The 12,814-nt window shown below is 74.7% G+C and carries 8 protein-coding genes; 4 read left to right on the top strand and 4 right to left on the bottom strand.

Annotated features, from left to right (window positions below; all coding sequences use genetic code 11):
• Window positions 1-296 precede the first annotated feature (296 nt).
• From glgX to ACH5A8_RS08195, 3 genes are all read left to right on the top strand, one after another.
• Window positions 297-2,432: a glycogen debranching protein GlgX gene (gene glgX / locus ACH5A8_RS08185; protein WP_398999233.1), complete on the top strand. Its 2,136-nt coding sequence runs from the start codon at window positions 297-299 to the stop codon at window positions 2,430-2,432.
• Between the two features lie 253 nt (window positions 2,433-2,685).
• Window positions 2,686-5,052, top strand: a complete 2,367-nt coding sequence (treY, locus tag ACH5A8_RS08190; RefSeq protein ID WP_398999235.1) for a malto-oligosyltrehalose synthase — start codon at window positions 2,686-2,688, stop codon at window positions 5,050-5,052.
• 177 nt (window positions 5,053-5,229) lie between these two features.
• Entirely contained in the window at window positions 5,230-6,480 is a 1,251-nt protein-coding gene (locus ACH5A8_RS08195; RefSeq protein ID WP_398999236.1) for a M14 family zinc carboxypeptidase, read from the top strand.
• A 161-nt stretch (window positions 6,481-6,641) separates the two neighbouring features.
• Here the strand turns inward: ACH5A8_RS08195 and ACH5A8_RS08200 are convergent, their stop codons facing one another.
• Window positions 6,642-7,091 (bottom strand): SSI family serine proteinase inhibitor, encoded by a 450-nt coding sequence (locus ACH5A8_RS08200; protein ID WP_398999237.1) that lies wholly within the window; start codon window positions 7,089-7,091, stop codon window positions 6,642-6,644.
• Window positions 7,088-8,407, bottom strand: a complete 1,320-nt coding sequence (locus tag ACH5A8_RS08205; protein WP_398999238.1) for a M14 family zinc carboxypeptidase — start codon at window positions 8,405-8,407, stop codon at window positions 7,088-7,090. Before ACH5A8_RS08205 ends, ACH5A8_RS08200 begins: the two co-directional genes overlap by 4 nt.
• Window positions 8,408-8,736: 329 nt before the next feature.
• Here ACH5A8_RS08205 and treZ point away from each other — a divergent pair, with 329 nt between their 5' ends.
• The gene (gene treZ / locus ACH5A8_RS08210; RefSeq protein ID WP_398999240.1) at window positions 8,737-10,491 is read left to right on the top strand and encodes a malto-oligosyltrehalose trehalohydrolase; all 1,755 of its coding nucleotides are present in this window, start codon (window positions 8,737-8,739) and stop codon (window positions 10,489-10,491) included.
• A 137-nt stretch (window positions 10,492-10,628) separates the two neighbouring features.
• Here treZ and ACH5A8_RS08215 read toward each other — a convergent pair whose 3' ends face one another.
• Both ACH5A8_RS08215 and ACH5A8_RS08220 read right to left on the bottom strand, forming a co-directional pair.
• Window positions 10,629-11,582 (bottom strand): aminoglycoside phosphotransferase family protein, encoded by a 954-nt coding sequence (locus tag ACH5A8_RS08215; protein ID WP_398999242.1) that lies wholly within the window; start codon window positions 11,580-11,582, stop codon window positions 10,629-10,631.
• A gap of 46 nt (window positions 11,583-11,628) precedes the next feature.
• Complete coding sequence (locus ACH5A8_RS08220; RefSeq protein WP_398999244.1) at window positions 11,629-12,756, bottom strand: aminopeptidase P family protein; 1,128 nt, start codon at window positions 12,754-12,756, stop codon at window positions 11,629-11,631.
• Between the last annotated feature and the right edge of the window lie 58 nt (window positions 12,757-12,814).

The following is a 12,814-nucleotide window of genomic DNA, read 5'->3' on the forward strand; positions in this document are numbered from 1 at the left end:
CCGCTCCCCCGAGCTCTCCCCGTCCCAACGATCAAGGAAGGGTACTCCGGGAGCGGTCCGCGGTGCAGCCGGATGGGCAGCTCCTTTCTCAACTTCCCCACGCTTTCCGTCCGTTCCGGTCCGCGTGCCGGGGCGGAGTGAGGTTATTCATAGCGTTGACGGGCACCGTCCCGGGCAGGAAGGTCCGCTGACCCGGGCGACGCACCCGGCAGAAGTCATAGGTGGCGCTCTCACTTTCGGGGACACTCGGGGCCAGGGCGCCACCCCGGCGCCGCACACCTGAAAGAGTCGTGTCCATGCAGGTCTGGCCTGGAGAGGCGTATCCGCTCGGCGCCACGTACGACGGCGCCGGCACCAACTTCGCGGTCTTCTCGGAGGCCGCGGACCGAGTAGAGCTGTGTCTGCTGCACGACGACGGCTCGGAGACGGCGGTGGAACTGCGGGAGAGCGACGCGTTCGTCCGGCACGCGTACGTCCCGGGGGTCATGCCGGGACAGCGGTACGGGTTCCGGGTGCACGGCCCGTACGCCCCGGAGCGCGGGCTGCGCTGCAACTCCGCGAAGCTGCTGCTCGATCCGTACGCGCGTGCGATCAGCGGTGCGATCGACTGGGGAGAGGAGGTGTACGGCTACCACTTCGACGATCCCGGGCGGCGCAACGACCTGGACTCGGGGCCGCACACGATGACGTCGGTCGTGGTGAACCCGTACTTCGACTGGGGCGACGACCGGCGCCCGCGGCGCGGCTACCACGAGACGGTGCTCTACGAGGCGCACGTCAAGGGCCTCACCATGCGCCACCCGGGGCTGCCCGAGGAGCTGCGCGGCACCTACGCGGCCCTCGCCCATCCGGCGGTCATCGAGCACCTGACCGAACTGGGCGTCACGGCGCTGGAGCTGATGCCCGTACACCAGTTCGTGAACGACCACCGGCTGGCCGACATGGGCCTGTCCAACTACTGGGGCTACAACACCATCGGCTTCTTCGCCCCGCACAACGCCTACGCCTCCTGGGGCGACCGCGGCCAGCAGGTGCTGGAGTTCAAGTCGGCGGTCCGGGCGCTGCACGAGGCCGGGATCGAGGTCATCCTCGACGTGGTCTACAACCACACCGCCGAGGGCAACCACCTGGGCCCGACGCTGTCCTTCAAGGGCATCGACAACCCGCAGTACTACCGGCTCACCGACGACCCGCGCTACTACATGGACACCACGGGCACCGGCAACTCGCTGCTCATGCGGTCCCCGCACGTGCTCCAGCTGATCATGGACTCGCTGCGCTACTGGGTCACCGAGATGCACGTGGACGGCTTCCGCTTCGACCTCGCGGCCACGCTCGCCCGGCAGTTCCACGAGGTGGACCGGCTGTCGTCGTTCTTCGACCTGGTCCAGCAGGACCCGGTGGTCTCCCAGGTGAAGCTGATCGCCGAGCCGTGGGACGTCGGCGAGGGCGGCTACCAGGTGGGGAACTTCCCGCCGCTGTGGACCGAGTGGAACGGCAAGTACCGCGACACGGTCCGCGACCTGTGGCGGGGCGAGCCGCGGGCGCTCGCGGAGTTCGCCTCCCGGCTCACCGGCTCCTCCGACCTCTACCAGGACGACGGCCGTCGCCCACTGGCCTCGATCAACTTCGTCACCTGCCACGACGGCTTCACCCTGCACGACCTGGTGTCCTACAACGACAAGCACAACGAGGCCAACGGCGAGGACAACCGGGACGGCGAGAGCCACAACCGGTCCTGGAACTGCGGCACGGAGGGCGACACCGACGACGAGGACGTGCTGCGGCTGCGGGCGCGACAGATGCGCAACTTCGTCGCGACGCTGATGCTCTCCCAGGGCGTGCCCATGATCAGCCACGGCGACGAGTTCGCCCGCACCCAGCGGGGCAACAACAACGCCTACTGCCAGGACAACGAGCTGTCCTGGGTGCGCTGGCCCGGGTCCGGGGAGGAGGACGGCGAGAGCGAGGAGGCCGGCGGCCTGCTGGACTTCGTGCGGGCGATGGCCGCCCTGCGCAGGGACCACCCGGTCTTCCGCCGGCGCCGCTTCTTCCACGGCCGGCCGGTGGAGGGCACCCACGACGACCTGTCCGACATCGCCTGGTTCACCCCGGAGGGCAAGGAGATGGCACAGCGGGACTGGGACTCGGCACAGGCCTCCGCGCTCACGGTGTTCCTCAACGGCAACGCGATCTCGGAGCCGGGCCAGCGCGGCGAGCGGATCACCGACGACTCGTTCCTGCTGATGTTCAACGCCGCGCCCGAGCCGCTCGACTTCGTCGTGCCGGTGGACCACGGCCGCCAGTGGGAGGTGGTCGTCGACACGGCGCGCCCGCGGCCGCTCCCCGCCGGCAGCGGGCGCAAGGTGCGGGCCGGCGACCGGCTCACGCTGGCAGACCGCAGCCTGACCGTGCTGCGACGGCCGGCCTGACCCGGAGGGCCTCTCGTTCGGACCATGTCAGGGCTCGCGTGCCCCGGCACCGCGCCCTGCTCCGGCCTGATCCCGACGAGAGACCCGAGGCCGGGGGGCCGTTCGGTCCCCCAGTCGGGTGAACCCTGGCGGTCGCCCATCCGGGTGGGCGCCGGGTTCTGCCCGGGCGGGCCGCCGGGTCCGCCCGGGTGAGGCCGAGGGCGCCCGGCGGGCCGGCGGCACGAAAGGCGGCCGGGCGGGTACGTAGCTCTCCATGACACCCGAGCGCCCCGAACCCGTCGTGCCCACGGCCACCTACCGGCTCCAGCTCCAGCCGGACCTCCCGTTCGCCGCCGCCGCGGCGGCCGTTCCCCATCTGGCCTCGCTCGGCGTCTCCCACCTGCATCTGTCCCCGGTCCTGGAGGCCGTCCCGGGATCCCCGCACGGCTACGACGTCGTCGACCCCACGCGTGTGCGCGACGAGCTCGGCGGCGAGGAGGGGCTGCGCGCGCTGTCCCGCACCGCGCGCGAGCACGGGCTCGGCCTGGTCCTGGACATCGTCCCCAACCACATGGCGGTGGCGCCCGAGCACAACCGCGCCCTGTGGGAGGTGCTGCGGGAGGGGCCGGCGTCGCCGTACGCCCGCTGGTTCGACATCGACTGGGAGGCCCAGGGCGGCAAGGTGCTGCTGCCGGTACTCGGCCGTCCGGTCGGCAAGGAGCTCGGCGAGCTGAAGGCCGACGGCGACGTCCTGCGCTACTACGACCACGTCCTCCCGCTGCGCGAGGGCACCGCGGGGATGCCCCTGCCCGAGCTGCTGGAGGCCCAGTGGTACCGCCCGGTGTGGTGGCGGCTGGCCCGCACCGAGCTCAACTACCGGCGCTTCTTCAGCATCTCGCAGCTGATCGGGGTGCGGGTGGAGGACCCGGAGGTGTTCGAGGCGACCCACGCCAAGGTCCTCCAGCTGCTGCGCGAGGGCGTCGTCGACGGCCTGCGCGTCGACCACCCCGACGGGCTCGCCGACCCCGACACCTACCTCGACCGGCTGCACACGGCCACCGGCGGCCGGTGGACGGTCGTGGAGAAGATCCTCTCCGACGGCGAGCACCTGCCCGCGTCCTGGCCCGTCGCCGGCACCACCGGCTACGACGCCCTGCGCCACGTCGACGGCCTGTTCGCCGACCCGACCGGGGCCGCCGAACTGCTCGCCGCCTACCGGCGCTTCGCCGCCCCGCAGACCGACCGCGGCGGCGACTGGGCGGCGACGGCGCGCCGGGCGGCGTACGAGGTGATCACGCACGAGCTGGCCGCCGAGACGGAGCGGCTGACCCGCGCCGCGCACCGCGTGTGCACCGCCTCGCCCGACCCCGCGCTGCGCGACCGCGCCCCCTGGGCGCTGCGCACCGCGCTGCGGGAACTGCTGGTCCGCCTCCAGGTCTACCGGCCCTACGCCTCCGTGGACCCCGCCTCGGTGGTCACCGAGGAGGCCGCCGCCGAGGCCCGGCTCGCCTTCGCGGTGCCCGAGGAGGGCGAGGCCGTGGACGTCGTGCGCGATCTGGTGCTGGGCCGCGCCGGCGAGGGACCGGACGCGGAGGAGTTCCGCACCCGCTTCGCGCAGACCGCCTCCGCGCTGCGCGCCAAGTCCGTCGAGGACACCGCCTACTACCGGTACGTGCCGCTGCTGTCGGCGAACGAGGTCGGCGGCGACCCGGGGCGTCCGGCCGTCTCCCCTGAGGACTTCCACGCGTACTGCGCGCACCTCCAGCGCGAGTGGCCCGCGACCGGGACCGTCGTCTCCACGCACGACACCAAGCGCAGCGCGGACGTACGGGCCGCGCTGGCCGTGCTGACCGAGTGCCCGCAGCGGTGGGCGGACGTGCTGGCGGAGGTGTCCGACGCCGGTGTCACCGCCCCGGACGGCCAACTGGCCTGGGCGGCCTGGCAGACGGTGTTCGGGCTGGGACCGGCCGAGCCCGAGCGGGTGCGGCAGGCGATGCTCAAGCATGTGCGCGAGGCCGGTCTCGGCACCAGCTGGACGGAGCAGGAACCCCCGTACGAGGAGGCGGTGGAGCGGTTCGTCACCGAGGGGCCCTGCGGGGCGCCGGGCGAGCGGGTCGCGGCCCTGCTCCGGGCGTTGGAGCCGCACATCGGGGCGAACGTCCTCGGCACGGCCCTGGTGCACCTGACGATGCCGGGCGTGCCCGACCTGTACCAGGGCACGGAGGCCGAGTACCGGGCCCTGGTGGACCCGGACAACCGGCGACCGGCCCGGTTCCCGGCGCACGGGGCGGGCGACAAGGGCGCGGTGACGGCGGCGGCGCTGCGGCTGCGCGCCCGCCTGCCCGAGGTCTTCGGCGACCGGGCGGCGTACGCGCCGCTGACCGCCGAGGGGACGGCGGCGGCCCACTGCGTGGCGTTCACCCGCTCCGGGCAGGTGCTGACCGCGGTGACCCGGCTGTCGCTGCGGCTGGCGCAGGCGGGCGGCTGGCGCGACACCCGGCTGCCGCTGCCGCCGGGCCGGTGGGCGGACGTGCTGGCGCCCGAGCGGGAGTTCGAGGGGGAGGTGCGCACGGCGGAGCTGTTCGAGCGGCTACCGGTGGCACTGCTGGAGCGCGTGGCGGAGCCGTCCGGGACGCGGTGAGCGGTCCGCGAGCGGGTGGCGGACGGGCGGGCGTGTGCGCCGGACGGACAGCCGGCGGCAGGCGGGCGTGGGTTCGGGACGGCCGGTCGTGGGCGGGGCGCGGGGGCGGTTCGTTCTTGACAGCCGCCCGTGTCCGTGGGGTACTGCGAAGGCGAAGCCTGGCGGACGAGTACGGGGGTGAGTCTGCTGCCGGATCCGCGCTATCCCAGCGTTCCCGAACTGGTCTCCTCGGCCCGGGAAGTGGCCGCGCGCCGCCCGCACCTGTGCGGGCTGGAGCAGGTCGGCGCGTCCCGCGCGGGCAGGCCGCTGCGCCTGCTGTCCGTCGGGCACGCCCGGCGGGCCGTGCTGGTGGTCGCCGGCGCGCACGCCAACGAGCCCTCCGGCGGCGCCACCCTCCTCGCCCTGGTCCGCCGGGTCGTGGACGAGCCCCGGCTGCGGGACGGCGTCTCCTGGCACTTCCTGCTGTGCGCCGACCCGGACGGGGCGAGTCTGCACGTGACGCCGGCCCCCAGCAGCCTCTTCGACTACCACCTCGGCTTCTTCCGGCCCGCCGGGCCCGAGCAGCCGGAGTGGTCGCCGTCCGCGCTGCCGCCCGACCGGCTGCCGCCCGAGACGCGCGCGCTGACCGGCGTCCTCGACGCGCTGCGGCCCTACCTCCAGGTGTCGCTGCACGGCACCGAGCTGGGCGGCAGCTGGGTGCAGCTGACCCGGGACGTGCCCGGACTCGCCGAGCCGTTCGGCAAGTCGGCGGCCGAACTGCACATACCGGTGGAGACGGGAGCCTGCGACGCGGCGGGCTGGCCGGTGTCCGGACCGGGTGTGCGGGTGATGCCGGCGCCCGGCGCCGACCCGGCGTACCCGAGTCTGCCGGACGACGCCCGGCGCAGCACCTGGTACGACGCGCACCGCCACGGCGGCCTGACCGCCGTGGTGGAGGTGCCGATGTGGGCGAGCGATCTGGTCGACGATCCGGCTCCGCACCCGGATCCGGCGGGGGCGCAACGGCGGCTGGCGGCCCGGCTGCTGCGGGACGCTCGGCAGGTGGAGGTGGTGCTCGCCGAGGCGCTGCCCCGGCTGGACGGCGAGAACGGGCCGCTGCTGCGGGCGGCGAAGTGGGGGCTGGGCCTGGTGCCGGGTCTGGCCGCGGACTGGGTGCGCACTCCGCCGGCCGACACGACGCGGGCGTACATCGGCAGCGTGGACGCGTTCGGCCGCCGGCTGCCGCTCAGGGCGGCGGCGATGCTGCTGCGGGTGCTGCGGGAGGCCGGCGACCCGGCCGTGCCGGAGCTGGAGCGCCTGGTGGCGGGCTGGAGCGAGGCCTTCGCCTCCCGCTTCCGGGCCCGCTGGGTGCCGGTGGACCACCAGGTCGAGCACCAGAGCCGTACGGTGCTGGCGACCGCCCACCACGCTCGCGAGCTGACGATCTGATGAAACGATCCTCCGCGCGGTCGCTTCCCTGACACGGCTGGTGACCGGACGGGCGCGGAGACGCGAACGCCCGGTCACCGTCGATCGGCCACTGGTCACCGGGGCACCGGGGCACCGGCCGACGACCGATGGCCGCCTGCCGTCGGCGGCCCTCCGCGCCTTCACCCGTCCAGCGCGAACACGTCCCCCGTCCGGGCCCTCATCACACACGCGTTCGGGAAGGTCTCCGTGTAGTCGACCGCCCGCCCCTGCCACTGCCCGCGCGCCTGCACGGTCACCGGCGCGTAGATCATCGAGCAGAACACCTCCTTGCGCGGGATGACGCGGATGTCGCCGCCGGCCGAGCGGAGCTGGGCGCAGGCGGCGGAGGCGTGCGAGTGGCCCTGGGGCGGGTCGCACCGCAGCAGGGCGCCCCGGCTGTCGCCGGTGCGCTCGTCGCCGCGGGTGACCTGGAGGTAGAGCCAGTCGCCCTGGTCGGTGTGGCGGGGGTGCGGCCGGGGCGCCTGCACGGCGTGGGCGGCCTGGACCGGGAGGGCCGCCGTGAGGAGGACGGCCGCCGCCGCGGTCGCACCGCGCCGCAGCAGGGCCGTCGCCTTGGTGAAGTGGTTCATTCCCCGGGTATCGGCACGATGGCCGGCGCACCCCAGTCCGGCTCACCCGAACGGGAACGCGCACTCGGGCGCCGTGCGGCCAGTTCGCAGGCGGCGAGCACCACGCGGGTCTGGAACTCGGCCTGCCGGGCGACCGGTATCCAGCGCGCCTGGAGGTTCTCGCGGTAGTCGGCGCACCACTGGTCGACGAGCCGGTCGAGGTCGGGCAGCACGCCGGCCCGGTCGTGCCCGGCGGCGCGCACCAGCCGGTGCAGCAGTCCGGCGGTGCGCAGGGCCAGCCGGCGGCCGGCGATGCGCAGGGCGGTCAGATGGGCGTTGGTCAGCGGCGGCAGCGGGCGCGCCACGCCGGTGTCGGGGTCCCAGGCGTCGGCGAGTTCGGGACAGACGAGGAGGTAGTCGTCGACCGGCGCGAGCAGCACGGCCGCGTCCGGCACGGCGGCCAGGTGCGGACGGACCCGGTCCAGGAGCCGCCGCAGGAGCTGGGTGTCGTGGCGCAGGGCCCGGCTCACGGCGCGCAGGACCGCGTCCCGGTCGGCGGGCGGCGAGCCGTCGGCGACGGCGGCGACGCCCCACATCGGGGCCTCGACGACGGCGGTCAGGGTGCCGTGCCGGTGCGGATGGAGCCAGGTCGACTCGACGGCCGCCTCGGTGATGGCGGCGACCAGACCGCTCGGGCGGGGCGGCGGTATGCGGTAGACGGCGGGGCCGAGACCCGGCCAGTACAGGCAGTCGTAGGCGCCCAGTTCGCGCGGGACGCCGAGGCGGGCCGCGGTGTGGGCGACGCGCTGGGCGAGGCCCGGCAGCTCACGGGTCAGTTCGACGAAGCCGCCGCCGACGTCGACGCCGTGCAGCGAGCACTGGAGGAAGGGCCGCAGTTCGTCCTGGAGGGCGAGCAGCGCGCGGGTCTCCGGCAGGGCGGCGGAGGCGGCGCCGTCGGGCAGCCATTCGGGCTGTTCGAGGAAGCCCGGCCGGAAGAAGTTCCGGAAGTAGGTGCCGAGGGTGTAAGGGCCGGTGAGCCAGCCCTCGTTGCGGCGCGAGCCGTCGGGGTCGAGGCACAGCAGCAGGTTCCAGGTGACGTCGGCGCCCTCGCCGGCCGCGCCGTCGGCGAGGAGCCGTTCGGCGAGTCGCAGGACGGTGGCGCCGCCCACGGGTTCGTTGGCGTGCGGTCCGGCGACGACCAGAGCCTGGCGGTCTCCGTGGCCCACGGAGAGCAGCCACAGGGGCGTACCGGCGCGGGAGGCGCCGACGCGGCGCAGCCGGGCGTCGACGGGACGGCGGGCGACGAGTGCGGCGGCGCGGGCGCCCAGCTCGTCCACGGACGGGAAACGCTGCAGTGGCGGCAGGGCGCACCTCCGCGAGGACGGCACAGTCGGTTCACCGCATGTGCATGCTGTACGCACAGTCAGTCACGTCGCGGCCCGGGCGTCAACGCCTCCGTCCGAAAACGCACTTGACCGGCTTCCCAGGGTGAGGTCCGGGCCACGGGCCGGGCGCGGCCGCGCCCGTCCGGTATGACGGAAAGGGACCGCCGTCGGCCGGATCCGGCGACACCCGCCGTAAAAGGGCGGATTCCGAAGCGGATTGATCTCGTTTGCCGCACCATGGACGGGCTACATCACGGTGAGCAGACGAAGGGGAACCGTCCGTGCAGTTCGAGGTGTGGGCACCACAGGCCGGCCGAGTGACGCTCCAGTGCGACGGCGCCACGCGCGCGTTGGAGCGTGATCCGCAGCGCGCGGGCTGGTGGACCGGCGAGGCCGAGGCGCGGGACGGCTCGCGGTACGGGTTCGCGCTGGACGGCGGCGAGGTGCTGCCCGATCCGCGTTCGCGGCGGCAGCCGGACGGCCCGGACGGGCTGAGCGCCGTCGTCGACCACGCGCGCTACGCGTGGCGCACCGCCGACCGGCCCGGACGCCCGCTGCCGGGTGCGGTGCTCTACGAGCTGCACGTGGGCACGTTCACGCCCGAGGGCACCTTCGAGGCCGCGGCCGCCCGTCTGGAGCACCTGGTCGGACTCGGCGTGACGCACGTCGAGTTGATGCCGGTGTGCCCGTTCCCCGGCCGCGACGGATGGGGGTACGACGGGGTCTCGCCATGGGCGGTGCACGAGCCGTACGGCGGTCCCGAGGGTCTGAAGCGGTTCGTGGACCGGGCGCACGAACTGGGCCTCGGCGTGGTGCTGGACGTGGTGCACAACCACCTGGGCCCCTCGGGCAACTACCTGCCCTCGTTCGGCCCGTACTTCACCGACACGCACCAGACTCCGTGGGGCTCCGCCGTGAATCTGGACGCGCCCGGCTCGGACGAGGTGCGGGACTTCCTGGTCGGCAGCGCGCTGGCGTGGCTGCGCGACTACCGGCTCGACGGCCTGCGCCTGGACGCGGTGCACGCGCTGGTGGACACGCGCGCGTGCCACTTCCTGGAGGAGCTGTCCGCGGCGGTGGACGCGCTCGCCGCCGTCCTGGGCCGTCCGCTGTTCCTGATCGCCGAGTCGGACCTGAACGACCCGCGACTGGTCACCGCGCGCGCGGAGGGCGGCCTGGGTCTGGACGCCCAGTGGAACGACGACTTCCACCACGCGCTGCACACCGCGCTGACCGGCGAGGCGCAGGGGTACTACGCCGACTTCGGGCGGGCTCCGCTCGCGGCCCTCGCCAAGACGCTCACCGGCGGCTACTTCCACGACGGCACCTTCTCCAGCTTCCGGGGGCGGCGGCACGGCAGGCCGCTGGACCGGACCCGGGTGGCCGGGCACCGGCTGCTCGGCTACAGCCAGACCCACGACCAGGTCGGCAACCGGGCCCAGGGCGACCGGCTGTCCTCGCTCCTCGCCGGCTCCCCCGGCCTGTTGGCCTGCGCGGCGACGCTGACCCTGACGGCGCCGTTCACGCCGATGCTGTTCATGGGCGAGGAGTGGGCGGCCGGCACGCCGTGGCAGTACTTCACCGACCACACCGACCCGGAGCTGGCCGAGGCGGTGCGCCGGGGCCGTCGGCGGGAGTTCGCCGCGCACGGCTGGGCGGAGGAGGACGTGCCCGATCCGCAGGACCCGGCCACCCGGGACCGCTCCTGCCTGGACTGGAGCGAGCCGGAACGCGAGCCGCACGCGCGCGTGCTCGACTGGTACCGGCGGCTGACCGCGCTGCGGCGCGAGCAGCCGGACCTCACCGACCCGGACCTCGCCGACACGAAGGTCGCCTTCGACGAGGGGGGCCGCTGGCTCGCGTTCCGGCGCGGGGACGTGCGGGTGGCGGTGAACCTGGGCAAGGAGCCGGCGGCGATCCCGCTGGGCTCCCGTCCGGTGCGGGTGCTCGCCGCGTGGGATCCGGTGGCGGCGCCCGGCGAGGACGGGATGCTGCACCTGCCCGGCCAGTCGTGCGTGGTGCTGCTCCAGGGCTGAGCGGGGACGCGCGGACGGCCACCGGCCCACGCCCGCGCCCGCCGGGCGGTCGCGGCTCGTGGCGTGGCGGGCGGCTCCGCGGGCGCGGGGCGGGGGCGTGGGCGCCGTACGGGCCACGGTGCCCGTCCGGTGGGCCGCTACGGCTCCTGGTCCCCGGGGTCCGTGCCGTCCTCGCGGAACTCCGTCACCCGCTCCAGCAGGATCGCCTCCCAGGCGTGCCGCAGCTGGGTCCGCAGCAACGGCAGCGGGGTGTCATCGCGGCCCTCGAGGCGTTCGGCGAGCCGGATCACGGTGTCGCAGCGGGCCAGCCACAGGCCGCGCAGACAGGGACGGGCGCCGTAGCCGGCCAAGGTGGCGGCGCGCACGGCGGCGGGGGAACCGACGGCGCGGGCGAGCCCGGCGATGTCCTCGGCCGGGTCGCCGATCACCGCGTCCCCCCAGCCGAGGACGCCGCGCACCCGTCCGTCGGCGCCGACCACCAGGTGTTCGGCCGTGAGACCGTGATGGACGAGCACCGCGGTGTTCGGCTGGGCGGCGAGCTGGGCCGCGGCCGGTCCGGCGAGCTGGGCCATGCGCGCGGGATCGAACTCGTCCGCCTTCCCGAGCTGTTCGGCGGCGTGCGCGGCCATCCGGCGCAGCGCCTCCAGCGAGCGGGGCGCGGTGCGCGGCACGCCGAGCGTCCCGGCCTGCCGGACGGGCACCTCACGCAGTCCGGTGAGCAGCCCGGCCAGATCGTCCTCGCCGAGCGCGGACACCTCATGGCTCTCCGCCGTGCCGCCGGGGATCCTCGCGTCCAGCGTGTACGTCAGTCCGGGCGCCCACTCGCCGTGCGCGACGCTCGTCGGCACCGCCGTCGGCAGGTGCGGGCGGGCCAGATCGCGCAGCCGCAGTTCGCACCGCCGGCGCACGGCGGCCTCCCGGTCGGGGGCGAGGCGCAGCACATGGCGGGAGCCGACCCACCAGGCGCCGTGCCCGCCGCCTTCGGCGACGGGCCGGACGTCGGGGCCGGACGCGGTGTCCCCGCCGTCCTTGAGCAGGGTGCGGACCAGCCGGCGGACGGTGTCCGCGGTGGGGGTCGGTGCCTGGGTCATCGTCGCGCCGTGTCGTTCCGATCTGCGGGAGGGGCTGCCGGGCCGGTCAGTCCACCAGGACCATGTCGCGGGTGGTGTCGTTGAGGCGGCGGCCCCCGTCCTCGGTGACGGTGACGATGTCCTCGATACGCACCCCGAAGCGGCCGGGCAGGTAGATGCCGGGCTCCACGGAGAAGCACATGCCGGGCACGAGGGGCTGCTCCTCCCCCTCGATCATGTAGGGCGGCTCGTGCGTGGTGACGCCGATGCCGTGGCCGGTGCGGTGGATGAAGTACTCGCCGTACCCGGCCTCCGCGATGACCGCGCGGGCGGCCCGGTCGACCTCCTGGCAGGCGACGCCGGGGCGCACGGCGCGGAAGCCGGCTTCCTGGGCCTCGCGCACGATGTCGTGCACGCGGCGCTCCTCGTCGGTGGGTTCGCCGACGTGGACGGTGCGGGTGGTGTCGGAGCCGTAGCCGTCCTTCAGACCGCCGAAGTCGAGGACGACCATGTCGCCGCGCTCGATGACGCGGTCGCCCATCTCGTGGTGCGGGTTGGCGCCGTTGGGTCCGGAGCCGACGATGGTGAAGTCCACCTGGGAGTGGCCGAACATCCGCAGCAGTCCGGCGAGTTCGGCGCCGATCTCGGACTCGCGCCGGCCGCTGAAGGGGACCTTGCGGATCTCCTCGAACGTCGCGTCGGCGGCTGCCGCCGCGGCCGCCATGAGGTCCAGTTCGGCGGCGTCCTTGACGGCGCGCAGCATGGGCAGGGCCGTGGTGAGGGAGGTGTAGGCGGTGCCGGGCAGGGTCCGCTGCAGGCCGAGCAGGTGCATGGCCCAGGTGTTGTCGCTGATGCCGAAGCGCCCGTCGCCGTCGAGCAGGGAGGCGGTGACGGCGTAGGGGTCCTTGCCGTCGGTCCAGTCGCGCAGGGTCAGCGCGGGGGCGCCGTCGGCCCGGGCGGCGTCCGGGGCCTCCAGTGTGGGGACGACGAGGACGGGGTCCTGCCCGGCGGCCAGGACGAGCAGCGTGAGCCGTTCGGTGACGGCGGTGGGCGCGTAGCCGGTGAGCCAGACCATGTCCGGGCCGGGGGACACCAGCAGTCCGGCGAGTCCGGCGTCGGCTGCGGCCCGGGACGCGCGTGCCATCCGGGCCCGGTAGTCGTCGGCGGTGAAGGGCGCGGGCGCGATGCCGGTCATCCAGGCCTCCCTGTGCGGTCGGGCGTGCGATGCGGGGCTACGGGCAGCATCCTGCCCG

It is taken from the genome of Streptomyces sp. NPDC018610, from assembly GCF_044391765.1.
Lineage (GTDB): Bacteria > Actinomycetota > Actinomycetes > Streptomycetales > Streptomycetaceae > Streptomyces.